Here is a 23,530-nt window from a genome sequence, read left to right as displayed (position 1 = left end):
GCCTTTTCGCCTGCCGGCGACAACATTTTTCTGCATATCTGACATTTTGGTTCCCACTACTATTTGGTGGGAACCACTTTGTCGAATGTGTCAGAAAATCACCAGACGGTACACGGTGTACGCTTACATCGAATTCGGCGTGGATGGATAAATGATACATAGCCCTTCATTTCCGCTAAGTAATGAAGCCGTATGTCTGCTCAGCATTACTGAGCAGACATACGCGAGAATATTAATACTGGAACGGTGTTTAAGAAAGCTGCTCCGTCATCTGGCACGGCTCATTGGCTGGGCGAGTACTAATCAGCGGAAGGGCCTGTTGGGCTGTATTCATTGATAAACCACGTGGGTAGTGGGTGTCGGTACAGTCGAGCTGACAACGCGATCAGGACTTGCCAGTTACAGTACCACCTGAAGTCTGATGGGACGGCTGCACCGCCAAAGGTTTTAATTGACGCCTCGGCTTCCTCCTTTGCTGAAGGCCTGAGGCCAGACAATGCTCTGGAAATACCGACGCTGTGGATCTCCAGTGTTGAGCCGCTGAGTGTTTCAAGTGTTGTGGTCGGGAACCAGCGCTCAAGCGTTACCCCCTTCATCAGAGGCAGTAGCTGATCGCGCAGCGTCTGGAGGGCTTCTTCATCACCGAGCAATGAAGTCACCGTCGCGAGTGCCGGCACCAGCGTTGAGGTCTGGAAGAAATCACGACTCTCAGCCTTGTTACTGTTGAGGGCAATAGCATCTTCCAGCGAGTCGGTGTCGACCGGCAGATAACATTCTGTTCTCAGCGCATGGTGAAGTCGGGCCACAACTTCTCCTGCGATAATCAGCGTATTGTCCCAGTCTGACTCACCCATCAGGGCGCAGAAGAGCAGGGTCAGGTCGATGCCGTGCCCGTCATAAAGGGGAAGTAGCACCCCCGAATGCTGATTGACCAGATGAATGATGGCGTTGCGAATCGTCGTGCGAAGAGTCTCCTCTCCAGGTTTTTGCTGGAGCAATAGTAAGAGGGTAGACATGCGACCCAACTCCTCAAACATAAGCTCCAGATAGAAGACGCGATCCGGGCGCCAGCGGAGGACGGCGCGCGGTGACTCCAGGGTTGGCATTACTTTTTCAAAGTAGTCCACCAGAGCCTGTATATGCAGCGTAACTAGCGTTTCAAAGCGGTCGATAAAGGCGTTGTCGGCGTACAATTCCAGTTTTACCGCCTCGGCCCACATACGCAGTATCAGGTATTCGCCGGTAACGACCCCAGGCTTTAAATTGTCTTCGCTTTTTCCCCAGACCAGCAGGACCGCCCAGCCCATCGACGCGGCGGCACATCGCCTTAAAAACTTCTTCTTTCGCGTCTCCGCACTCTGTTCTGACTCCTCGGCCTGTATTTCAAAACAGGCATCAACAAAGCGGATAAACCGGTTTATCGCTGAGTTTGACTCCTCAAGGCCGGCCAGGGCGGCGCGCAGGTCAGATTTTCCCCGAGCCAGCAGTAATGTTTCATCGAAGAGGTACTGCTCTATGCACGGTGTGAGCTGATCGGTGCCCCAGAATTCAAGACTGCAAAGCGGACGTGTTGCGATGTCTTCCGTAAGGGCTGAAAAACCGGCCTGGGCTTCCTGCAGCAGTACGCCATTGGATACCAGAACAATCCGCTTGCGCAGCGGCTTGAGCCGTTCCGGTAAACGGTTTCTGAGGAAGTCATTGCAGGCCTCCCGGATAGAGGGGTCGATAGACTGCGGCCCACCGTAAAAATCGGCCCGTCCGACGTTACCGAATTTGATGATAAAGACAAAAACCTCATCAACCCCGTCGGCACCCGCTTTGGTCGACAGCACGTCAACACCAGCCTGCGCGGGGCCAATCTGTGGGCGACTGAGCACATTGTGCCCCATGGCCTTAAGCAGTTCTGGCAGCAGAACATCGAGCTCATTGCGCTCACGCAGGCCCGCTAGATAATGGGAGAGAACCAGCTGAATACTCATTCCAGCTCTCCTTTCCACAGCCTGTTTCTGGTCAGAACACCGGAAAGTGGATCGGTGCGCCAGGTGAGGGGCAACTCGACTTCTACCTGGAAGTGGGTCATTTCCATCGTGCTTTCTCTGGCGTCGTCACCCATCGAAAACTCGACGGCAGTTTTGTTGGCGTATTTGAAATATTGCTTTGTGACGAACTGACCAAAAATGGAGTGCTCCTCCGAGTGTCGTTGAATCTCCCTGTTCTCACTGCGTTTCAGACTGGCATACATCAGTCGCATCTCAGGCGTCATCGCAAGCTCTCGAAGCACCGGTAGTCCGTTCAGATGGTTTTGCTGTTGTTCCAGCTGTGCCAGCGCGGTATTCGCCAGCTCAAGCGAGGTAAACGGGGATTCAGGGCTGGCAAGCAGCCGCTGCGTGGTCCGGGGATATTCTTCTATGTGATGCTGCAGGAGTACGCCGGCTGCATTAAGTGCCGTGACGCCGGCTGGGTAAGTGGTTGCCAGGCTTAAAGCCCAGCCGAGTGAGACGGCGGGGGAAACATGCAGGGCGCAGAGCCGGGACGCCGTCAGTATGGCGCGTGCCTCATCAATGGAGGACAGGTCGTACGCCTGTGGGGTTGCTGCCTGAAGGTGGCACACGCTTGCCTCATGCGCGAGGGCTTTTGCCAGTCCAATACACTCTTTATCGGTCAGCCAGCAGGAGAGGGCGAGTGCGAAAAGCGGAGCAGACTGACCGATTTCATGCAGGCAGTTATCTGCGGCGCGAAGACACTCTTCAGGGGACGAGGTCCTGATGGTTTCGCGGCACAGCAGGGTCAGTTCAGCTATAACGGAAGGACAATTGCCGGCATCGGTTCGTAATGCAGCGAGCTGGCGATAGATTTCATAAAACTGATCTGTAGTCATACGGTCCTCAGCTCAGAATGCTCAATAGACGTGAGACAGACGAAGTCATCTGTCGCATACTGAAAATTTATTTAAAGTAGCCGCTCCGGAAAAACGATTACTCGTCCTCGATAGAAATCATTACATTTTCTGGTCTGCCGAGTTGAACAAACAGCATAGTCTCTACAAACTGGAAGTGCTCATCCCAGAGTTTTGTTTCAGTGTCTTTGTCTAACCCAGTTTCATCTGAAATCAGAGATCTGAAATGCTCAAACCAATTTTTGTCCTCATGAGTATTTATGAGCGTATTGGCCTGAATATGAATCTCTTCGTATTGTTGTTGATTAAGAAGGCCGAGTCTGTCCCGAAATCCTTCCAGAACATCACGCACATATGACATTCTCAGCAACCCCGTCACAACCTCACGCCAGGAATACGCTCTCCGTTTTAATACTAACGGAAGGTAAATGGCGATCCGCTCCAGAAGCCGGGTCACAAACACGGCTGCGTGAGAAGAGTCGACTGGCGCAAACGTTCCGATAACGCTAAATGCACCTGATTCGAGAAAACCATTCGCGACAGAGGCATGCGAGCCCTCTGCTGGATGGGTGCTACATGCTGCCAGAACAATGATAGGGGGGATCTTTGCTTCCTGATAAAGATGCCAGACACTTAGTTTTTCATTTCCTATAGTTAACCAAGCCGATTCTGTTTCACCGCCATGACCACCATGGCAATCGAAAATAACCATTAATCCTGTAAATGCGTTCAGCGCGTCGACAATTTCCTGACGTGTATTAACATCGACTATCTGAATGTGCATGCCAGGAAGTCTTTGGGTTTGCTCTCTTGCCTGCACTATATCCGACAGATGATTCTTGATCGGATCGTTGTCAGCAAAGGATCTGATTATGAGGACGTTACATAAGTCCTTATATCTGAATATGGACTTCGGTCGGGAAGTTAATACGTCCAGAGCGACATTGCCCGGGGTTGAAGGTATCCGGGATAACTCGTATCTGAACATTATGGGGAGTTCATCAACCGGTACCCATTCAACTGGAAAATCGCATACGGCTAAACATTTCTCTCTTTCACTGAATATGTTGGCTAACAGAGCATCACCAATGTCTGTCTTAAGCAGTTGGCCATATTCCCGCATTCTTGTGTTGAGTTTTTCACGCCATTTTCTGTCGTTTGAGCAAAGAAGTTTTCCAATGTCCCGAAGCTTGTCATGATGAAGCATTACATCATTTGGAAGTCTAAATGCCGGGGAGAATTGGTTGACGGCGACAATTGCGATGATCGTTGTGAAAATTTTCAACTCGATTTGTCGGTCACATAGCAACGGTCTTAATATTGGGTCCTCATACGGATTGAAAAGATCTTTCTCGTCCATCTGAAGAGTGTAGTTGCCATAACCGCTGCTTCTTATCAGTCCGCGCCGGAGAAAATTACGCTTAGGGTTATTAAGTTGCCTGTTGAGCTGTTGCCAGAGAGCACTATCTGCACGATACAGATAAGTGTAAACCGAGGGGCAGTGAATAATTACATCATTTTTTCTGAGTGGTGACGAGTTTATTTTCTCTGGACGTAATCCGTCAATCAGTGCGGCCAGCTCCAGCATCCCTGTAATGTGTTCAGAACTATCGCCTGCAGGTTTAATTGGCGTAACGTCAATTTGTACTCCATAACTGAGTAAAACATCTAGCATAGGTTCGGTACAGTTATGCCCTTTTGCGTTGACAGTGAGAGTTTCTTGTGTGGCTTCCCCTCTTTTGCGCTCAGCAAATTTTTTGAACTCCCTAAATTCATCGTGTTCTTCTGCCAACGCATCTACAATTCCAGAAATTAGTGCCAGAACAGAGTCGTGGTTCAACGAGTCAACATGTATAACACCCTCTTGTTGGGCTGTTGAGATATGAGTTATTGGTTTTTGTCCGATGGCAGATTTAACTACATCTACCGTTGATGCTGTACTCCACACGATGAGGGGCCGGGTTTCACAATCGGATAAATACTGTTCAACAAGGTCTGCGCGTAACGTCTGTATTTGAAGCGGGCTACCTATGGCCTTGGTCAGTACGTATTCTCCGCCAGTAAAGTATATGTCGCCAAGGTCATGCGGAAATTGGGTTAGACGCTTTAATATTGCTAAATAGTCCGGATACCAAAAATCTGAGAAACCCTGAAAGAAAGTCGTTCGCCTTGCACGCGTGTCATCCGGTACTATTACAAGATGAGATATCATACTCGTTGTCATTCTCTGTCTCATTTGGTCTGTATTATCAACACTCAGATCTACTATTTTTCCCTTAAGTGGAGAGCTATCTTCCGAGGCGCAAATCCAGCGAATCCAAGGCCTCAAGAGTAGCAATAACAGACTCAACATGCTCTCCATCAAAGTCATCACGATTTTCCTCTTCGTGTGTTCCCTTGTTCAGATATGTCCAAACCAGATTCTGTTCTGGAATGCCCAGAATCGTGCCATAGGCTGCAATTAATGGCTCTTTATTGGCATGCTGGAAAGTAGCAGCACTTCTAAGTCTTTTCAGTAGCGAGTCGCAAAGGTTTCGGAGCTGGGGCTCGGCACCCGCCGCCGTGATTTGTAATGTGAGAACGCCCTGATCATGACTGCTAAGCCATTTCCATACCTTTTCTGAAAGCATTTCTAATGCCTGTCGGGAAGCGGCTAACGCCTCCCTGTCATTAAGAACGTCACGGCCAGCCCTTGCTCTGGCAATGTAGTTTGCGCTCGCCACATTACCGCGAATGCGAGGTTGATAATTGCCATCATGATGTCTGAGAAGGTAGACGCGGCAGTTATTCCGCCGTCTTACGGGAAGATGTTGCTGAATATCTTTGATGAATTCGTTGCTGTGGCAGGTAACGATAAGCTGAGTGTCTTCAAAGGTGTCATTTTCAAAAATCGTTTCTCGTATGCCGCCACGGTGGTCGTGGTCGATGGCATTGATAGCGTCATCGAAAACAATGAGTGGGCATGCAATGCTCCTCGCCTTCGCCAGCAGAATGGCGAGGCCAAGGCAGCGAACATGGCCCTCGCTCAGGACATGCAGTGCATCTACCCGGCGTTCAGGGGCACCCCGAAATGAAATTTCTATCTTTTCTTCGCCTGTTAATGGCAAATGGAGCGCTGCGAGCTTATCTGTGTCAAGATCGTTGCGGTTAAATGAGTTGTAGAGCGTCATGGCTGACTCGTTAAGTCCCGCCATGAGCTGCCCTGGCAGCTGGTTGCGGTACGATCTTATTGCTTCAAGGAAAAGGTCATACGTTGTCTTTAGCGGCGTGTCCCTGACGATGTCCTGCTGCTCTTGCGCTACTTCCAAAATTAAAGAGGCGTTTGTTTCATCAAACCCTGTAATACGAGCACCTGCGGCGTCAATGTTCTCTTTCAATTGTTGACGTTTTTGGTCCTGCGCCTGTACGCGAAGCTGGAAATCCCTAAGCCGGTTTCGTTCCTCAATTAACTGCTGGCGTCCCTGTTGGGACGCTTTTGTCGCAGTATCTTGCGCCGCAATCTGATCTGCTATTTCGATGATTTGTGCTAAGGACGGATTAATCCCGGCATTATCAGGCGCAATAGCTTCCCACCAGAATCCCGCGGGTTCATCGGGCAATGCAGCGAGGAAGGCCCCTACCGGTGTCACGGGCTCAGCGCCAATGAATCGCTCTATTTTTTTGAGGATTAGCCTGAGTTCTCGGGAGATGCGGTTAACGTCAATCTCCGCTGCTTTTTGATTTTCCTGGAGCAGGGCTAGTGCTTCAAGCTGTTGCAGTCCGGTTGTGGCTTTTTCGTACGGATCGTTTGCGACATGGTTCTCACCAGCGAGTGGGGTATCGCACGCCGGACAGCGATCCCCCACGGGCTCGCGTAGGGCGAGTACGGCTTCGTAAAGTCCTTTGAATGATACCTGATCGCTTTGAGCTTTTAGATCGGCGGCGATGCGGTTCAATTCATTCTTGTGTGTCTCAGCCCTGTCATAGTTTTCCTGAAGGGTTGGGCCGTTAATACCAACAATGGCGGGTGAAGCGGCCTCCAGAATGGTGTCCAGTTGCTGCAGGCGTCCAGGCGCGTCTTCGCTACCGAACAAAGCTTTCAGGTCGGCGTACGTAGTTCCTGGTGCATAGCTTTCAGCTAAAGCTGACTCTTCATTGATGAGTGTCCTGAATGCTTCGGCTTTACCGTCCACCAGTTGTCTATCTGTCAGCAGTCCGGCGCGGCGCGTTTCAAGCACGGCCTGCTTATTCGCAGTCAATATGAGCTGGTTATCAATGCTCTCATTGAAGTGGCTAACGAAGTCACTGAACTGGTCCATGCCAAAGAGTGTAGCGATAAGCTCGGCACGTTGAGTATTGGGACGGGCGGCTATTCGTGAGAAGGAATCAATTCGGTTTTTTTCAACGAAGCAAAAGCGAAATGTGTCTGGATTTGAAACAACATCAAGCTCCAGGCCCCGATTGTCGAGAGCTTTAAGAACAGGCGGAGCAGAACGGCCTGCATGAAGGTTCGCGAGGTAGGTTCGTGCAGCAATGCGTTTGTTTCCTGCCTCCTCTACATCCCCCAGTAAGGCATATTCCAACGCTTCACAAAGGCTGGTCTTTCCACTCCCATTCGGGCCGTAAAGCAGCGTTATCTGTTTATCGAGCTCAAAGGATTCTGGTGTTCTGAAACCGCGGAAGGGGCCTAAGGTCAGCCTATGCAGGCGTGACCACGGCCATTCACCTACCTCAGTATTGGCTTCAATTGCGGGAGGCTCTTCGGGGGTCTGCGCCAGTTGCTGACGCATCAACTGCGCCAGATAGATGGAGCGCTGGCTGCGATTTCTGGAAGTTCCTGCAAGAGCATCAAAGTTTGCAAGACACAGGCTAGCCAGTTGCCGGACATCTGATGGGATTGCCTCAGATTGGTAAATCCAGCTAACAAACCGATCAAAATCTTGTCTTGCAGAAGCCATATAACTTTCCCTGTGCTATCAACGGTGTTGACTGTTGTATTCCTCCTCTCAATAAATGTAAATGAATTAAATTATGAGATTCTATGGCGATCATAGATTTGTCGTTCCGAGTGAGTCAGCGGTTCGGGCGCATCTGTGATGAGGCTGCATGTAAGGCCGTCTTCGGTGCCAAACAGCGCTATGGGCATCGCGTATGGTTGATGAATAGTAGAAATTCAAGACCATCATAGCGAGTCTGCGTCGTCAGGGACGGCGGGCAAAAGTGAGCCGGAAGTTCAGCCCGGTCAGCTCATTGAACACGGCCTGCCGGTATAAGAAAACCTGCTGAAGAAGGTCTTCATCGTCTGCGGCCGAACCAGAAGCAGGCGTGGGACATCACTTACTTATGCACAGATAGGGGCTGTCAGTGTTTTTTGACCTGTGGTCACGGGCGGTGATCGGTTTGGCAATATCGTCACGGATGACACTATCTAGGAATCAGTAAATGAATGGATCTTTCTGGCGACAATAAACGAATATTTGGTGTTACATCTAGTGACGTTGGATAGACGCGATGGTGTTGAATTGTTGCTTAAATCGATGGAACTTCTCGATATGTGTAAAGGAATTGTTCATCATGAAAAATGGCAACAAACTTAGACAAGAAAAAAAGAACAGGCCACTCATGGTAGTAAAGCAATAGCATCACTTTTCACTCATCTAAAGCTGAAGTGATCCATTTGCTGCATTATAACAATCCTGAGGATGGCCGGAAAAGCAGAAGGGAGGCTCTGGAGTTAATTAATGATGAGATATACACATTTATTCAAAAGCATGTCTATTCTGGTTCCACTGAAGAGAAAGAAGAGGACGTGGTAATATTATTTGCACGAACTCTCCGGTTGATTGATCTAGAGATGATACAGTAATTAATGCATCTTTTAACGCAATGGTAAGGAAAAAACGTCCCTAAAGGCACAGGGTAGAGAACCTATACTTTATGCATGTAAGTAAATAACAATCTCATTTACAAAGCCTAAGTAGTTCGCCCATTTTCTTTTTTCTCTCTTGGTCACTGCCAAGTCCCAGTGGTGCAAAAATAACCCCGGCGCCGCTTAGGTTTGATTTTTTATTTAATATATTGATTATGTTTTTCAAATAACTTTTGTTTATGTAAGAACTGTAGCCTGATTCTATTTTTACCAACATTCTACTTGCATTAAATCTGTCGTCTGGGCTGGCTGAATCAATTACTCGCATATTCATCCTTAGTAATAAGCTGCTCAATAGATCACCAGAATGCTCAGGTATTTCTCTTACTAATATGTTTTTTTCTTTATAATAAACATCATTAGACTGAAACTCATCAAGGAAGGCATTTAAAACAAATTCTTTATCATTAAGATTAAACTCGTAAATCTGTCCACCATACTCCTGTGATACTGTAATTCGATGTAAATATCCCTTGTCCTCATATCTGGCCTGAGATACTAAAGGATGCTCGCTAAAATGAATTGTCACTTTTAAGGCACTAATTGCGGAAATAAACCAATCATCTAAGAGAATACACCCACTATTATTCGTTAAATCACGCACCTCTACTTTTCGCCCAGAATCTATAAACTCACTCTCACTTTGCAATATCCAGAAAAGAAGATTGTTTTGATGTATACGTGATGCAATAAATAAAGGGTATCGAAATCTGTGACAGAACTCACTGTACTTATTTAAAAAAGATCCTGAGATTTTTTTGGTTTCTAAAGCATTGCTTGTCTTTACCTCAATAAAACATTTTAATTCCTTACCCTTGGGCATGTTAAAACTGGCCAGATAATCTGGTACCTTAATGCCAGTGTTATTTACTGGTGATTGGCCTAAAGATGCTAAACTTGTACATACTTCCATAAAAAAGCACAATAAAGCGAATTCGTCCTCTAAAAATAAACCGTTAATTCGCCTTTTTATTTCATCTTTATTTTTATCATTCCCAACAGAAGTAAGGAAAACATCAAACTCTTCCTCAGAACTCATTCCGATTCGAATGTTTTTAAATAGTTTTAGTTTTTCCACTTCCGATAGATAATTTAAACCTTGCATATTCATCCCTCGCACATAGATGTTATAAAATTACTAGTTGTAATGTGCTGTACTTTCCAAGTAACTGCGCCGAATAATAGACCCTTAGAAGGTAATCAATCCAGACTGTTCTATGCCGATCATAGTAGCAATATCTGATCAAGAAAAACACCCGAGTGATAAGCTCGGGATCGGATCGATATGGCATGAGCTCGACATCGTCATATTGATGTAGCACCGGTATCATCCGGCCAAGTGCATAGCCACAGTCATCGTAGGTTGGCGGATTTTTTATCGTTGACAGAGACAATGATCACACTAGATATACTGTAGTAGGCGAGTGGTCACATCTCTCGCTCGGTCACCTGAGTTACTCTCCCTGGAAATCCGTTCACAGTCATATCGGCGGTTGAATCGCCACGGGTTTAACAGACACCTCAGAGTCATTTAAAATGGCTTAAAGAGAGGTTCACATGAGTAGTAAGCGTTATCCCTTTGATAGTTTTTAGAAGGTATCCCCTAGTAAATGAAAGCCCTTTGCGAACACTTGGTTTGCAGTGCTACTATTTGGTGGCGTCAATTGAGTTAACTGGTTATTTATCAGTTATATTGGGGTCTAAAACCGTCGCAGTTACTGTCTTTTTATATAGTATTTGAGACTGATCAAGTTGGTGGCAAAGTCTCAGTCGGCGTTTCCAGGAATATGGATCATCACGCTAGAGTGCATTCAGTGTAATGGTCGCTCTTGCCTCTGAAGTCGGTCATGGAATGTTTATGGATAAATTGTCAGAGAAATTGCCGTTTGATGCTTCGAAGCTTTTCGAAGCCCTTATGTATCAGTTAGTTGTTGCGCTTGAGTACTGCCATAAGCTGGAGAAGGGGAAACGCCTCTGGGTCGAGGTGTACGGCGATGTAACCTTGGAGGATGTGGCTCAGGTGGAGGTCAAGCTGTATGCCGATACCTTGAGAGATGGCCACCAGAACATCTGGAACACCTTGAATAATTGGTTGAATAAAGCGTTTGACCATAAGGCCTACGAAAGCCTGATACTCTTGACGAACCAGGAGTACTCACCCCAGTCCACCCTGACCGACTGGAACTGCTCCACCGCTGGCGAAAAGCTCGCTCTACTGCTTGCGATCTACGACGGTGCTGAGCAGCGCTTTGCCGCCTCCAAGGCGACTGAGCCATCGGAAACCCTGCAGTTGCAGCGGTCGGTCATGGATCTGGCAATCAGAGACGATTTGCTGGAGGTGCTGGAGCGCGCGGTATTCATCACCGGCTCACCTTCGCTCAACGAGCGACTCCATGCCTATAAGGTGGAGAAACTCAGGGTCATACGGGAGTCGAAGCAGCAGACCTTCATGGATGACATCCTGGGCTTTATTGGGAGCTCGCGGTACATCAATACTGGCTGGGAGATCACCTGCGAGGAGTTCACCGCCAAGTTTGTTGATCTGACCAAGCTCTACATGAAACATTCGAGCATCTTTCCGGAGGTCGATACCGACGCTCTGAAGCAGAAGATTAATCTAGATGAAATTGCTGACCGGCCTTTCGTCCAGAAAATTCGAGAGATCGGTGGTGAAGCACGGATCAAGCAGGCCGCCCTGCAATTGCTCATTGCGGGTGAGGTCATTGATGAGCTGTACAGCGACAACTTGGCCTCTGAATTTGACGTCAAGCGCTACCAGAAAAACCACCTTGATCGTCATTTGGACGGACGCCTAAGTGCGATGGTTGATTGCATGGATGAGACCTGTCCCATCCAGTTGCGGCGCCAATCGCTGAAGTTCTTCTACAAGCAGCACGCCGAAACTGTGGTGCAGTTAAACACCTTTGAAGATACGACGGCGGACTTTCGAAACGGCATCTACCACATGCTGGCTGATGTGAAAACCGATGACGAAGACAAAACGTTTTACTGGAGACTATGGCCGTGAACCTGAACGCTGCCGACTACATCTATACCTTGCGCCGGACGCCATTTTCTCTCGCGCCCATCATCCACTCGTTCTATGACCACTGGGATCCGACAGAGAAGGACATCCTTCTTAGCTACCTAGTGCTGCCGCTAGTGACATACAAGCCCATGCATAAGTTCTTGAACTATGCCAAGAAAAACAGCTCATTGCGCACGCTGATGCAGGAGCCAAGCCGTGTTCTTGGCTTGGAGGCCAGGATCGAGGAATACAAGCCAATCACCCATGCTTCCCTGCTCATCCTTACCTCCGAGAAAAGCATCAAGATCAATGACGACATGTCGGTGCAACCCCAAGGTAAGATCAGGGAAGAAAATGCTAATGCCCAGCTCATCAAGTACGCACGAAAGCTCGCTATTGTGTTTAACGGTGAAAATGTTGTTTCTGTTTACAGGTCGTTGGGGTTGAAATCGCTATGAACTGCTATGTAAGGTATATCGGCGTCGTTGACAAAGACGACCGGATTCATGCTGTGGAGTTTACTCAGGGTCTGAACATCATTACCGGGAAGTCTTCGACAGGTAAGAGTGCGATCCTGGAGATCTTCGACTATTGCCTAGGCAGCAGCGAAGACACTATCCCTGATGGCAAGCTGACCGAGCGTGGCAAGACATTTTTCACCGTCCTGCAATTCCCTACGCTGACTTTGGTAACAGGGCGTACAGCAGCTTCCAAACGCTGCTTCTTGCGTGAAGTCACTGGGACAGAGGCGGACAACATTCTTGAGCTCATGGGGCACGTCGAATACTTCTTCGATGAACGACACTTTATTCACAAAGATCAGTTCTTGAAGAGCCTAGGCAAGTTCTTCGGTATCACGATGGAGAACATTGATACAGACCCAATGTATAAGCAGGTCACGGGGGCCAAAGGTGCGACGCCGTCCGTGCGAAGCTTCCCGTCATTTATGCTGCAGCACCAGAATCTGGTCGCGAATAAGCATGCGATTTTCTACCGTTTTGATGAGAAGGTTAAACGAGACCAGGCGATCGACCACTTCAAGATTCTCATGGGGATCGTGAAGGAAGATTACTTTGATGTGTATAAAGATCTGACCGAGGCGTCCTATGAGCTTCGGCGTGTTGAGCTGAAAATACCGAAAGACGACAAAGCGCGAGAGATGGCCATCGCGAAATTCAACAGACTGCTGAATCAGTATCAAGCTCTTGCAGGAAAGCCCCTCTTCGACATGACGGCAGATGAAATTTTCCTCAAGCCAAAGGAAGCGCTCAGGCTTATGCTCGCGACCCCAGTTTTTGTGGATGGTCTAGCCGACGACTACGAGAAAACCCTCAACTCCTTGCGTGACCAGAAAGCCAAGCTTGTGGCCGAACTACGCTCAGCCATTGGCCGGCTGAACCTGCTGGAACGGTCAGTCGAGCAGGTCAAGGGGATCGGCACCTCGTATGCGTCACTGACAGTCCCTCGTTCCACGAGCTTTGATCACACATTCTGCCCCGTTTGTGAGTCGCACTCCGACATTCCCGAAGATCAGGCGAACAAGCTCACTCAGGCGATTGAGTGGCTCAATACCGAGTTGAGGCTTTCCTCCTACGCCCGAGAGAGCTTGGGGCAGGAGAGTCGTGATCTGAGAAAGGAGATCAAGGAAATTCGGCTGAAGCTGAAGAGCGTTCAAACCTCGCTCAAACCTTTCGAGGAGCATGATAGGCGGGTTGCTGAAGCAAGCTCGCTCGAAGATGCGCCGAAAAAGGCCAAGCTGTTACTTGAGATCGCTATCGAAGAGTTCATCGAGAATCCGCCATCTGACCTCAAGAAGATGAAGGCGTATTGGGCAGAGCAGGTCAAGAAGTACCAGGAGCTTCTGGATAAGTATGACGTTGATATCGAGCTGGATCGGTTATCTCGGGATATCAACAAAAAAATGAAGGAGATCGGTCAGCGGTTCCATTTCGAGGAGACCTACAGGAAGGGCTCCCTGCGATTTGATATTAATACGTTTGACCTGTGGCACGAGAAAGAGGCGCACAAGAAAGTGTTTCTCCGCTCGATGGGCAGTGGTGCCAACTGGGTGTACTCACACCTCACCCTGTTTATGGCGCTACATTACCAGTTCGCTGCTTGGGGGGACAAATGTGCAATCCCCCCCATCCTATTTCTGGATCAACCCACTCAGGTGTACTTCCCTTCCAAGGATGAGGGCGAGGAGTTCGAAGCCGAGAATTTGCGGGCCGAGGACACCCTGGGTGTAGAACTGCATGATGACATCGATGCTGTGTCGAACATGTTCACGCAGATGGCGCATTTCTGTGATGATACGGCGCGTGAGACGGGCGTGATGCCACAGATCATCGTCTGCGATCACGCCGATGGACTCAATCTCGGACAGGATTACAACTTCAAGGATTTCGTGCGGGCGAAATGGCGCCACCGTGGGTTCATTGCGGACTGACTGATCGCTATGGAGCTAATCGGTGGCTATGGAAGGTTGCCGAAAGCTCCAGATCTAGATAACAGCGGCACGTCCCGGTCCCGAACCAGTCTGTATTTCTGGCTTTCGGATTCAGAGTGGTAGTGTGCACTGCTCATCGTCCAGAAATCAGCCCGGTATTAAGCGCATTAGGTTACACGGTAAAGTCTGCGGATGGTTTTTTCCCGGCGATGGCGAGCCTGTTTTCGAATAAGTAAAAACGGGTCGTCCTTCGACCCATTTTACTGTCTAACAGCCTAATTTCAGAAACGATAACTGAATCTGGATAGCCACTGGTTTAGCAGGCATATTAGTAAGCATCTTTCAACTTGGCAAAAAATACCAACTTCCGTTTTTGGCACTACGGGGATGAAATTTAAAGCCTCATTTAACACTGTATTAAAGCAGGAACTGTTATTAGTTATCCGTCACCCTACTAACCTCATTCCTTTCATACCGCCCTCAATCATACTTCCACAATCAGCTGCCATCACAAAATCAGCCCACCACTGCATCATTGGCCGCCGCTGCTCAAGATAATCGCTGCGGTTATAGGCACGCCGAACCTCGTTCTTATCCACATGAGCAAGAGCCGCCTCAATAATATCGGGTGGAAAACCCTGCTCATTAAGGGCTGTACTAGCAATAGATCGCAGTCCGTGTGAAACAAGCACCCCGCCAAAACCTGCGCGTTTTAGCGATGCGTTAACGGTCTGACTGTTCATCGGCTGGTTTGGCTTGATGCGGCTGGGAAAGATAAATTCTCGATTTCCACTTATCGGCTTCATCATCTCCAATATCGCAATTGCTTCATCTGACAATGGAACAGTATGGTCGCGCTTCATTTTCATGCGTGCTGCAGGAATCTTCCACTCGCGCGCTTCTATGTCTATCTCTTCCCAGCGAGCTTCAGCCGCTTCGGCAGGGCGGGTAATTGTAAGAAGTTGCCACATGAACAGGCAGCGTGTGGAAAGACTCATGCTGGCTGTTCGCATTGTCTGCATCAGTTGAGGTAGCTGATCCGGTCGAATGCTTGGCATGTTCTTCTTCTGCGGCTTCTCAAAGGCCTTGCCAATGTTGATACTGGGCACCGCATCAATCAGACCTGTATTTTGAGCATAGATCATGACTTCATTAATGCGCTGGCACAGGCGACGAACGGTTTCCAGTGCTCCTCTGGCCTGAACCGGTTGGACGGCCTGAACCAATGTGTGAGCTTTAATATCTGTAACGCTAACCTCGCCAATCACAGGAAAGACATCTCTTTCAAGAGAGCGCCAGATATCGTCGGCATAGTCCTCTGTCACGCTGGCTTTCTTCACATTCCACCATCGTTCAGCTACGAGCTGGAAAGTATTGGTTTTAGCTTCAAGCGAACTACGAAGTTGTTCTTGCTGATGTTCCTGTGGATCGATTTGTTTCGCCAGGAGAGAGCGTGACTCTGCCCGGTAGTTTCTGGCATCGGCAAGCGTAACTGACGGGTAGGGGCCTATGCTCTTCTTCGCACGTTTCTTGGTGACAGGGCGAATGTAGCGAAACTGCCAGATTTTACTCCCGCTGGATTTGATAAGTAGCTCAAGGCCATCGCCATCATAGAGAACGTAGTCCGCTTCCTTGGGTTTAGCAGATTCGATTTCTTTAACGGATAGAGGTTTGGTTTGTCTTGCCATTGCCGGGTTTCCATAGTTTTAGGCACCTCAAAAACAATAAAGCTTTATGAGGTGCCTAACAAGGTGCCTAAAAGGTTCGGATTTAATTAGTTGGCATCAGACTTCGCGGGACAAATTCAAGGCACAAAAAAGCCCGCAGGGCTTGCGCCGTGCGGGCTCTTAGGACTTCATCGGATGACTCTGGTAATCACCGATGGAGAATTTTGGTGGAGCTGGCGGGAGTTGAACCCGCGTCCGAAATTACTACACCGTCGGCACTACATGCTTAGTCCAATCTTTACATTCGCCGGCCAGCTGCGGATGGACACGCTACTGACAGACTAGCCTGATTGAGTTTAACGCTTCAGCCCCAGGCAGGACATCCACGCGATCTCTTTTGGGTTTGACCTCTCTTGATCCCCGTCCTAAGAGCGGAGGCTAGGGAGAGAGGGCTCTAAGCAGGGTATTAAGCTGCTAAAGCGTAGTTTTCGTCGTTTGCGACTATTTTTTTGCGGCTTTTTACGAGGCCAACCGCCCCTCGGCATGCTCCTAGGGCTTCGCAAATCCCGTCGAATCCAGAATCAGCCCCAAGTAACTTTGTGCAGTATACCAGAAGTTTACTTCGATAAGCCAGCGGCTTAACGATTGGCGTGCTTCATGATACGGGCTTTCGCCGTCTGCCATTCGCGATCTTTGATGTCATCGCGTTTGTCGTGCTCTTTCTTGCCTTTGGCTACGCCGATCTTGATCTTGCTCCAGGCATTTTTCCAATACAGGGACAAGGCCACCACGGTGTAGCCATCGCGGTTGACGCGGCCGAGCAGGGTATCCAGCTCGCGTCGTTTCAGCAGCAGTTTACGGGTACGCGTCGGATCGCACACCACATGCGACGAAGCCACGTTGAGCGGAGTGATGGTGGCGCCAAACAGATAGGCTTCACCGTCACGGAACGTCACGTAGCTGTCGCTGAGGTTGGCTTTGCCTGCACGCAGCGATTTAACTTCCCACCCTTGCAGCGACAGGCCCGCCTCGAACTCTTCTTCAATGAAGTATTCGAAACGCGCGCGCTTGTTTTGAGCAATGGTGGCGGAACCGGGTTTGTGTGCTTTTTTCTTTGTCATAGTGCGTTCATTATACTGGATGCTTCAGCGAAAGAAATCCTTTCCCGTTCAGCACCTGCGCAATTTTTCGCATTTTTGGCGCCCTCATCCCTTAGCAGATTTTTTGTTTGCCGCCAGATAAATGGTATTATCTGTACGTTTTATGTCTCACAGGAAATGATATGCCCCAGATCAGTCGGTCTGCATTAGTGCCGTTCAGCGCCGAGCAGATGTATCAGTTGGTTAACGATGTTCATTCTTATCCCGATTTTCTGCCAGGTTGCACCGGCAGCCGGGTGCTTAACGCTACCTCCAACGAAATGACCGCCGCGGTGGACGTCGCCAAGGCCGGTATCAGCAAGACCTTCACCACGCGCAATACGCTGCTGGATAACCAGAGCATCAATATGCAGCTGGTCGATGGCCCGTTCCGCAAGCTGATGGGCGGTTGGCAGTTCACGCCGCTGAGCGAAGAGGCCTGCAAGGTGGAGCTGCACCTGGACTTCGAGTTCACCAACAAACTGATTGAGCTGGCGTTCGGCAAAGTGTTCAAGGAGCTGGCGGGCAACATGGTGCAGGCATTCACCCAGCGGGCGAAAGAGGTCTACAGTGTCTGACATCCAGGTCGAGGTGGTGTACGCCTTGCCGGAGCGCCAGTACCTGCGCAAGGTGAAGCTGGCCGAGGGCAGCAGCGTCGAGCAAGCGATCCAGGCTTCGGGCCTGCTGGAGCTGCGCCAGGATATCGATCTCAAGAGCAACAAAATCGGCATCTACAGCCGCCCGGCCAAGCTGGGCGATACGCTGAACGACGGCGACCGGGTGGAGATCTACCGGCCGCTGATAGCCGATCCGAAAGAGCTGCGCCGGCAACGGGCAGAAAAGGCAAAAAAATAAGGCGCTATAAGCGCCTTATTTTTTATCTGAAACTGATTTTCTCTTCCGCGTTGCAGCCTGCGACTGTCATGAGGAACACCATGCCCCCTCATGGGCCGGAAGAGCGGGCGGCGCCGATTACTTGGTCAGCGCCGGTTTGTTCTGGATGTCGGTCAACACGCCTGCGCTGTCGAAGGTCAGCGTCAGCGTCTGCTGGGTGATGTCTTCATGGCCAGGCTGCTGGCGGAACACATAGAACCACGTCTGAGTCCCGAACGGGTCTTGCAGCATTGGGGTGCCCAATGTGTAAGCGACCTGTTGCTGGGTCATCCCTTTCTGAATTTTCGCCACGTCGGTCGACGTCAGGTAGTTCCCCTGGTTGATGTCAGGACGATAAACCACCTTTTCAAAAGTAGAACAGCCTGCAGTCAGCATCACAAGAACTACAGCGGCGGCAGTCAGCGTTTTACAGCGCATAGTAATCACATTCCTTTAGGGCATAGGATGCCGATGATAATAGACCTTGCGGCAGTTGGAAACCTTTATACCCTTCATCTTTCAAGTTGCGACGCGTTGGCTTTCTTTCAGCACCTCAAGCGCTTGGCCTGTTTCAGGCCGTTGAGGAGGCTTAGGATCGCCGCCGCGCCGCACTTTAGATATCTTTCGGGTCAACAGCGTCACTGTCAGACCGCAGGAAAGTGAAAAAGTTGAGCTTTTTTATGCCGCCAGCAGTTCTTTGGCGTTCGCCAACGTATTGCGGGTGACTTCACTGCCGCCGAGCAGGCGCGCCAGCTCCTGCAGCCGGGCGCGTTTATCCAGCGGCGCCATCTGGGTTTCGGTGACCGTGCCGTCGGTCTGCTTGCTGACGAACAGGTGTTGATGCCCGCATCCGGCCACCTGCGGCAGGTGGGTCACGCACATCACCTGGGTGGATTCGCCGAGCTGGCGCAGCAGGCGGCCGACGATGGCGGCGGTCGGGCCGCTGATACCCACGTCCACCTCATCGAAGATCAGCGCCGGGGTTTCCATCTTGCGGGCGGTGATCACCTGAATCGCCAGCGCGATGCGTGACAGCTCACCGCCGGAGGCGACCTTCGCCAGTGGCTGCAGCGGCTGCCCCGGGTTGGTGGAGACGCAGAACTCGGTGCGGCTGGCCCCTTCGGCGCTCAGATGCTGCGGCTCGAAACGCACATCGATGTTGAACTTGCCGTGCGGCATGGAGAGCGCCTGCATACTGTCGGTGATGAGCGTGGTCAGCTCGGCGGCGTAATGCAGGCGTTTCTGGTGCAGCTGTTCCGCCAGCGCCAGCGCCTGCTGGTGATGCAGGGTGACCGCCTCGTTCAGGTGCTCATGGTCGCTTTCCTGCTGCGACAGCAGCTGCTGTTCATCCAGCAACTGCTGATGCAGCTGCGGCAGCTCTTCCGGCGCGACCTGGTGTTTGCGCGCCAGGCTGATTTGGCGCGACAGGCGCTGTTCCAGCTCGTGCAGGCGGTTGGGATCGAGATCCATGCGATCGGCGTAGTGGCGCAGCTCGTCGCTGGCTTCGCTGATCTGGATAGAAGCCTCTTCCAGCATGTCCAGCAGGCCGCTGAGCTTGTCGTCCAGCCCGGCCAGCTCGAGCAGCAGGTGCTTGGCGCTGTAGAGCTGGCTGAGCATGTTGTTCTCGTCGCTGTCGGCCAGCAGCTGCAGCGCCTGCTGGCTGAGGGTCAGCAGCTGGCCGCTGTTGGCCAGGCGCTTGTACTCGGCGTCGGTCTGTTCGAACTCGCCGGCCTGCGGCGCGAATTCGTTCAGCTCTTTCAATTGGTATTGCAGCAGCTGCTTGCGCGCTTCGCGCTCGATGGACTGCTGCTGATGGTGCGCCAGCTCGCGACAGCTCTGGTGCCAGCGTTGGTAGGCCTGGCTCATCGCCGCCAGCAGGGCGGGTTCGTCGGCGTAGGCGTCGAGCAGCGCTTTTTGGTGCTCCGGTTTGAGCAACAGCTGATGGGCGTGTTGGCCGTGGATTTGGATCAGGCGTTGCCCCAGCTCGCGCAGCTGCGACAGCGGCACGGCGGTGCCGTTGATAAAGCCGCGCGAACGGCCGTCGGCGTTGATCACCCGGCGCAGCAGGCATTCGTTGCTGTCGTCCAGCTGGTTCTGTTCCAGCCACTCGCGCGCGGACGGGGTGTCCGCCAGCGAGAAACGGGCGCAGATGTCGGCGCGGGCGGCTCCCAGGCGCACCACGTTGCCGTCGGCGCGGTTGCCGAGGCACAGCCCCAGCGCATCGATGGCGATGGATTTGCCGGCGCCGGTTTCACCGGTGATCGCCGTCATACCCGGTTGAAAATCGATTTCCAACTCACGAACGATAGCAAAGTTGCTGATGGTTAATTGCGCCAGCATGGGAACCTTCCTGTGTATAAACACATAACTGTAGTTTCATACAGTATAAACTGGTTTTATATACAGTAAAGTGGCCGGCGCAGATTTTAGAACAATTTTTTCGACCAGCCCAGTTTGGTGCTTAAAGTGTTGAAATAGCTGTAGTCCTTCGGGTGAATCAGGTTCAGGTGGAAATCGCTGCGGCGGATCAGCACTTCTTCGCCTTCCTGGATCGGCAGCGCGATCTGGCTGTCGCAGCTGATCTCCAGATCGCTGCCGATCTGCGAAAACTTCAGGCGGATGGTGCTGTCGCCGTTGATCACCAGCGGCCGGGCGGAGAGGGTATGCGGGAACATCGGCACCAGCGCGATCGCCTCCAGCGACGGGGTGAGGATCGGTCCGCCGGCGGAGAGCGAGTAGGCGGTGGAGCCGGTCGGCGTGGCGATGATCAGGCCGTCGGAACGCTGCGAGAAGGCGAAGCGATCGTCGATGTACACCTCGAATTCGATCATGTGCGCCACTTTGCCGGGGTGTAGCACCACTTCGTTGATGGCGGTGCTGATGCGGCACTGCTGGTGCTCTTTATGCACGATGGTTTCCAGCAGGAAACGCTGTTCGTCGATGTACTCGCCTTCCAGCACGTCCGCCAGCTGCTGCAGGGCGTTGTCGGGATCGAGATCGGTGAGGAAGCCGAGGTTGCCGCGGTTGACCCCGATCACCTTGATGTCGTAGCGCGCCAGCACGCGCGCGGCGCCGAGCATGTTGCCGTCGCCGCCGACCACCACCGCCAGGTCGGCGCGCTGGCCGATATCCGCCAGGCTGCCGGTCACGGCGTCTTTCAGCCCTAAATCATGGGCGATCTGGCGTTCGACCATCACCGAATAGCCGCGGGCGACCAGCCAGTGGAACAGCATCTCGTGGGTTGCCAGCGCTGAAGGGTGACGCGGGTGGCCAACAATGCCAATACAGGCGAATTTTTTATTCATTTGTTGTGATTTTCCTCACCGGGAGCCGTTTATGCCCCACATTGTGACCGGTTGACTTGAAACCCCGGTTTTGATCCCCATAATAAGCCAAGTTGCGAGATTAATGCTAAAACGCGGAGATATTCATGAGTAGTAAAGAACAGAAGACGCCAAACGAGCAAGTCTCGGAAGAAATGGAACAACACGCTCACCACGAGGATACGCTGCCGGAAGCGGCGGAAGGCGTCGATCTGCGCGATGCGCGTATCGCCGAACTGGAAGCCCAACTGGCGGAAGCTCAGCAGCACGAGCGCGACAGCCTGCTGCGCGCCAAAGCCGAAGCGGAGAACATCCGCCGCCGCGCCGAACTGGACGTCGAGAAAGCGCACAAGTTCGCCCTGGAGAAATTCTCCGGCGATCTGCTGCCGGTGATCGACAACCTGGAGCGCGCGCTGGATCTGGCGGATAAAAACAATCCGGAACTGGCCGCGATGATCGAAGGCATCGAGCTGACGCTGAAATCGCTGCTGGACGTGGTGCGTAAGTACGGTATCGAAATCGTCGGCGACGTCAACGTGCCGTTCAACCCGGAAGTGCATCAGGCGATGAGCATGATGGAATCCGCCGATCATCAGCCGAACCACGTGATGATGGTGATGCAGAAAGGCTATACGCTGAACGGCCGCCTGCTGCGCCCTGCGATGGTTGCGGTCTCCAAAGCCAAGGCGTAATCGCCCCGGCAACGGCATAAAGAAAGGCACCCGAGGGTGCCTTTTTTGTTTCTGGGTTACGCCTGCGGCAGGCGCGGCATCCAGTCGATCGGCGTGAGCCCTTGCTGCTCCAGCAGCTGATTGGCCTGCGAGAAGTGGCGGCAGCCGAGGAAGCCGCGGTGGGCGGAGAGCGGCGACGGGTGCGGCGCCTTCAGCACATGGTGGCGGTTGCGGTCGATAAAGTTGCCTTTCTTCTGCGCGTGCGAGCCCCACAGCAGGAACACCACGCCTTCGCGGTTCTCGTTCAGGGCGGCGATCACTTTATCGGTAAAGGTTTCCCAGCCCAGGTTGGCGTGCGAGTGCGCGCGGCCGCCTTCCACCGTCAGCACGGTGTTGAGCAGCAGCACCCCCTGTTCGGCCCAGCTTTGCAGATAGCCGTGATCCGGGCGTTCGAAACCGGGAATGTCGGTCGCCAGCTCTTTATACATGTTCACCAGCGACGGCGGCGCCGGCACGCCGGGGCGCACCGAGAAAGAGAGGCCGTGCGCCTGATTGGGGCCGTGGTAGGGATCCTGGCCGAGGATGACGACTTTGACGTCCGCCAGCTCGGTATAGCGGAAAGCGTTGAACACGTCCTTCTGCGGTGGATAAATGGTCTTACCGGCCTGGCGTTCAGCGGCAACAAAGGCGAGCGTTTCAACAAAATAGGGCTGCTCTTTCTCTTTGCCGATCACGTCATGCCAGGTGAGGGAGGTGGCCATAAACGCTCTCCTTTGTTTTCTTTAGCAATTCATGGGCTATAGCTTACCGTGTCGGCTCGCGCAGCGAAACCCGCTTTTCATTTCTCGCCGCTGCGTCTTATGCAATTAATTTTGAAAATTTACAAAAATAATTGGTTTTTGCCGCAGTGGGAAAATTGATATAAAACATAAATTTGCCCCTTCACGTCTTGTGCCTACCCGGTAAAAATTGACTTTAATCAAGGAACTGGCTTGGTCAGGCTGGTATACAGAACAACAAGACAACAATGGTTTTACCAAATGGCCGAAACCAGAATTGGGTTTTCTCACGACGTGAATTTTTACGCCCTTGTACGGAGGCAACATAATGATTACCGGTATTCAAATTACCAAAGCGAACGACCAGGCGCTGGTGAATTCTTTCTGGCTGCTGGACGATGAAAAAGCGGAAGCTCGCTGCGTGTGCGCCAAGGCCAACTACGCGGAAGATCAGGTTGTCGCGGTGAGCGATCTGGGCCAGATCGAATACCGTGAAGTGCCGCTGGAAATGCAGCCGACCGTGCGCGTGGAAGGCGGCCAGCACCTGAACGTCAACGTGCTGCGTCGCGAAACCCTGGAAGACGCGGTCAAGCACCCGGAAAAATACCCGCAGCTGACCATCCGCGTGTCCGGCTATGCGGTGCGCTTCAACTCCCTGACGCCGGAACAGCAGCGCGACGTTATCGCCCGCACCTTTACCGAAAGCCTGTAATTTGCGGCGCAGTCAATCAGGGAGCTTCGGCTCCCTTTTCTGCGTTTGACGGCCGAAAATCGAACGCGGATCACATTCTGCACAA

General features: G+C 51.5%; 18 protein-coding genes, 1 other RNA gene and 1 pseudogene. 8 read left to right on the top strand and 12 right to left on the bottom strand.

All coding sequences use genetic code 11. From position 1 onward, the window contains the following. Positions 1 to 299: 299 nt before the first annotated feature. From ACK3CV_RS19500 to ACK3CV_RS19485, 4 genes are all read right to left on the bottom strand, one after another. Positions 300 to 1,979, bottom strand: a complete 1,680-nt coding sequence (locus tag ACK3CV_RS19500; protein WP_164037903.1) for a hypothetical protein — start codon at positions 1,977 to 1,979, stop codon at positions 300 to 302. Further along, on the bottom strand, positions 1,976 to 2,878 hold the full coding sequence (locus ACK3CV_RS19495; protein WP_164037906.1) for a hypothetical protein: 903 nt from the start codon (positions 2,876 to 2,878) through the stop codon (positions 1,976 to 1,978). Before ACK3CV_RS19495 ends, ACK3CV_RS19500 begins: the two co-directional genes overlap by 4 nt. A gap of 97 nt (positions 2,879 to 2,975) precedes the next feature. Next, positions 2,976 to 5,120 carry a CHAT domain-containing protein gene (locus ACK3CV_RS19490; RefSeq protein ID WP_164141485.1) on the bottom strand — a complete coding sequence of 715 codons (2,145 nt, stop codon included), beginning with the start codon at positions 5,118 to 5,120 and terminating at the stop codon, positions 2,976 to 2,978. 64 nt (positions 5,121 to 5,184) lie between these two features. Continuing rightward, positions 5,185 to 7,833 carry an AAA family ATPase gene (locus ACK3CV_RS19485; protein WP_164037909.1) on the bottom strand — a complete coding sequence of 883 codons (2,649 nt, stop codon included), beginning with the start codon at positions 7,831 to 7,833 and terminating at the stop codon, positions 5,185 to 5,187. Between the two features lie 116 nt (positions 7,834 to 7,949). On the opposite strand from ACK3CV_RS19485, the pseudogene ACK3CV_RS19480 reads away from it, so the two are divergent. Then, positions 7,950 to 8,299: pseudogene (locus ACK3CV_RS19480) on the top strand (IS3 family transposase); the annotation flags it as partial. A gap of 536 nt (positions 8,300 to 8,835) precedes the next feature. Here the strand turns inward: ACK3CV_RS19480 and ACK3CV_RS19475 are convergent. Then, a complete protein-coding gene (locus tag ACK3CV_RS19475; RefSeq protein ID WP_164037912.1) occupies positions 8,836 to 9,909 on the bottom strand; it encodes a hypothetical protein in 1,074 nt (357 codons plus the stop codon). 753 nt (positions 9,910 to 10,662) lie between these two features. Here ACK3CV_RS19475 and ACK3CV_RS19470 point away from each other — a divergent pair. From ACK3CV_RS19470 to ACK3CV_RS19460, 3 genes are read left to right on the top strand one after another with little or no spacing between them, the layout of a single operon-like run. After that, positions 10,663 to 11,832: a hypothetical protein gene (locus ACK3CV_RS19470; protein ID WP_164037914.1), complete on the top strand. Its 1,170-nt coding sequence runs from the start codon at positions 10,663 to 10,665 to the stop codon at positions 11,830 to 11,832. Continuing rightward, positions 11,823 to 12,290 carry a three component ABC system middle component gene (locus ACK3CV_RS19465; RefSeq protein WP_164037917.1) on the top strand — a complete coding sequence of 156 codons (468 nt, stop codon included), beginning with the start codon at positions 11,823 to 11,825 and terminating at the stop codon, positions 12,288 to 12,290. The genes ACK3CV_RS19470 and ACK3CV_RS19465 overlap by 10 nt, the downstream gene beginning before the upstream one ends. Next, on the top strand, positions 12,287 to 14,281 hold the full coding sequence (locus ACK3CV_RS19460; protein ID WP_164037920.1) for a DUF3732 domain-containing protein: 1,995 nt from the start codon (positions 12,287 to 12,289) through the stop codon (positions 14,279 to 14,281). Before ACK3CV_RS19465 ends, ACK3CV_RS19460 begins: the two co-directional genes overlap by 4 nt. A gap of 446 nt (positions 14,282 to 14,727) precedes the next feature. Here ACK3CV_RS19460 and ACK3CV_RS19455 read toward each other — a convergent pair whose 3' ends face one another. From ACK3CV_RS19455 to smpB, 3 genes are all read right to left on the bottom strand, one after another. Further along, positions 14,728 to 15,969 (bottom strand): integrase, encoded by a 1,242-nt coding sequence (locus ACK3CV_RS19455; RefSeq protein ID WP_164037923.1) that lies wholly within the window; start codon positions 15,967 to 15,969, stop codon positions 14,728 to 14,730. 204 nt (positions 15,970 to 16,173) lie between these two features. Next, positions 16,174 to 16,537, bottom strand: a transfer-messenger RNA (tmRNA) gene (gene ssrA, locus ACK3CV_RS19450). Positions 16,538 to 16,586: 49 nt separating this feature from the next. Further along, positions 16,587 to 17,069 (bottom strand): SsrA-binding protein SmpB, encoded by a 483-nt coding sequence (smpB, locus tag ACK3CV_RS19445; RefSeq protein ID WP_033654311.1) that lies wholly within the window; start codon positions 17,067 to 17,069, stop codon positions 16,587 to 16,589. Positions 17,070 to 17,230: 161 nt separating this feature from the next. On the opposite strand from smpB, the gene ACK3CV_RS19440 reads away from it, so the two are divergent. Together ACK3CV_RS19440 and ACK3CV_RS19435 are read left to right on the top strand one after the other, a co-directional pair. Then, positions 17,231 to 17,665, top strand: a complete 435-nt coding sequence (locus ACK3CV_RS19440) for a type II toxin-antitoxin system RatA family toxin (protein WP_033648948.1) — start codon at positions 17,231 to 17,233, stop codon at positions 17,663 to 17,665. After that, the gene (locus ACK3CV_RS19435) at positions 17,658 to 17,942 is read left to right on the top strand and encodes an RnfH family protein (protein ID WP_004929098.1); all 285 of its coding nucleotides are present in this window, start codon (positions 17,658 to 17,660) and stop codon (positions 17,940 to 17,942) included. The genes ACK3CV_RS19440 and ACK3CV_RS19435 overlap by 8 nt, the downstream gene beginning before the upstream one ends. A gap of 117 nt (positions 17,943 to 18,059) precedes the next feature. Here ACK3CV_RS19435 and bamE read toward each other — a convergent pair whose 3' ends face one another. From bamE to nadK, 3 genes are all read right to left on the bottom strand, one after another. Then, positions 18,060 to 18,398, bottom strand: coding sequence for an outer membrane protein assembly factor BamE (gene bamE, locus ACK3CV_RS19430; RefSeq protein ID WP_004929101.1), 339 nt, complete (start codon positions 18,396 to 18,398; stop codon positions 18,060 to 18,062). Between the two features lie 240 nt (positions 18,399 to 18,638). Further along, positions 18,639 to 20,300: a DNA repair protein RecN gene (gene recN, locus ACK3CV_RS19425; protein WP_033635637.1), complete on the bottom strand. Its 1,662-nt coding sequence runs from the start codon at positions 20,298 to 20,300 to the stop codon at positions 18,639 to 18,641. Between the two features lie 86 nt (positions 20,301 to 20,386). After that, on the bottom strand, positions 20,387 to 21,265 hold the full coding sequence (gene nadK, locus ACK3CV_RS19420; protein WP_019452304.1) for an NAD(+) kinase: 879 nt from the start codon (positions 21,263 to 21,265) through the stop codon (positions 20,387 to 20,389). 125 nt (positions 21,266 to 21,390) lie between these two features. Between nadK and grpE the strand changes: the two genes are divergently transcribed. Then, complete coding sequence (grpE, locus tag ACK3CV_RS19415; protein ID WP_025159545.1) at positions 21,391 to 21,975, top strand: nucleotide exchange factor GrpE; 585 nt, start codon at positions 21,391 to 21,393, stop codon at positions 21,973 to 21,975. 56 nt (positions 21,976 to 22,031) lie between these two features. Here the strand turns inward: grpE and ung are convergent, their stop codons facing one another. Beyond that, positions 22,032 to 22,715 carry a uracil-DNA glycosylase gene (gene ung / locus ACK3CV_RS19410; RefSeq protein ID WP_033635636.1) on the bottom strand — a complete coding sequence of 228 codons (684 nt, stop codon included), beginning with the start codon at positions 22,713 to 22,715 and terminating at the stop codon, positions 22,032 to 22,034. 346 nt (positions 22,716 to 23,061) lie between these two features. On the opposite strand from ung, the gene grcA reads away from it, so the two are divergent. After that, a complete protein-coding gene (gene grcA / locus ACK3CV_RS19405; RefSeq protein ID WP_004929114.1) occupies positions 23,062 to 23,445 on the top strand; it encodes an autonomous glycyl radical cofactor GrcA in 384 nt (127 codons plus the stop codon). The last annotated feature ends 85 nt before the right edge of the window (positions 23,446 to 23,530 follow it).

It is taken from the genome of Serratia sp. TSO36, from assembly GCF_057808395.1.
This window is presented reverse-complemented; position numbering and strand designations above follow the sequence as displayed.

What these genes read in the sequence shown, in the direction of transcription:
- ACK3CV_RS19500 (WP_164037903.1), bottom strand. Translation starts at nt 1,979, where the DNA reads ATGAGTATTCAGCTGGTTCTCTCCCATTATCTAGCGGGCCTGCGTGAG.
- ACK3CV_RS19495 (WP_164037906.1), bottom strand. Translation starts at nt 2,878, where the DNA reads ATGACTACAGATCAGTTTTATGAAATCTATCGCCAGCTCGCTGCATTA.
- ACK3CV_RS19490 (WP_164141485.1), bottom strand. Translation starts at nt 5,120, where the DNA reads ATGACAACGAGTATGATATCTCATCTTGTAATAGTACCGGATGACACG.
- ACK3CV_RS19485 (WP_164037909.1), bottom strand. Translation starts at nt 7,833, where the DNA reads ATGGCTTCTGCAAGACAAGATTTTGATCGGTTTGTTAGCTGGATTTAC.
- ACK3CV_RS19475 (WP_164037912.1), bottom strand. Translation starts at nt 9,909, where the DNA reads ATGCAAGGTTTAAATTATCTATCGGAAGTGGAAAAACTAAAACTATTT.
- ACK3CV_RS19470 (WP_164037914.1), top strand. Translation starts at nt 10,663, where the DNA reads ATGGATAAATTGTCAGAGAAATTGCCGTTTGATGCTTCGAAGCTTTTC.
- ACK3CV_RS19465 (WP_164037917.1), top strand. Translation starts at nt 11,823, where the DNA reads ATGGCCGTGAACCTGAACGCTGCCGACTACATCTATACCTTGCGCCGG.
- ACK3CV_RS19460 (WP_164037920.1), top strand. Translation starts at nt 12,287, where the DNA reads ATGAACTGCTATGTAAGGTATATCGGCGTCGTTGACAAAGACGACCGG.
- ACK3CV_RS19455 (WP_164037923.1), bottom strand. Translation starts at nt 15,969, where the DNA reads ATGGCAAGACAAACCAAACCTCTATCCGTTAAAGAAATCGAATCTGCT.
- smpB (WP_033654311.1), bottom strand. Translation starts at nt 17,069, where the DNA reads ATGACAAAGAAAAAAGCACACAAACCCGGTTCCGCCACCATTGCTCAA.
- ACK3CV_RS19440 (WP_033648948.1), top strand. Translation starts at nt 17,231, where the DNA reads ATGCCCCAGATCAGTCGGTCTGCATTAGTGCCGTTCAGCGCCGAGCAG.
- bamE (WP_004929101.1), bottom strand. Translation starts at nt 18,398, where the DNA reads ATGCGCTGTAAAACGCTGACTGCCGCCGCTGTAGTTCTTGTGATGCTG.
- recN (WP_033635637.1), bottom strand. Translation starts at nt 20,300, where the DNA reads ATGCTGGCGCAATTAACCATCAGCAACTTTGCTATCGTTCGTGAGTTG.
- nadK (WP_019452304.1), bottom strand. Translation starts at nt 21,265, where the DNA reads ATGAATAAAAAATTCGCCTGTATTGGCATTGTTGGCCACCCGCGTCAC.
- grpE (WP_025159545.1), top strand. Translation starts at nt 21,391, where the DNA reads ATGAGTAGTAAAGAACAGAAGACGCCAAACGAGCAAGTCTCGGAAGAA.
- ung (WP_033635636.1), bottom strand. Translation starts at nt 22,715, where the DNA reads ATGGCCACCTCCCTCACCTGGCATGACGTGATCGGCAAAGAGAAAGAG.
- grcA (WP_004929114.1), top strand. Translation starts at nt 23,062, where the DNA reads ATGATTACCGGTATTCAAATTACCAAAGCGAACGACCAGGCGCTGGTG.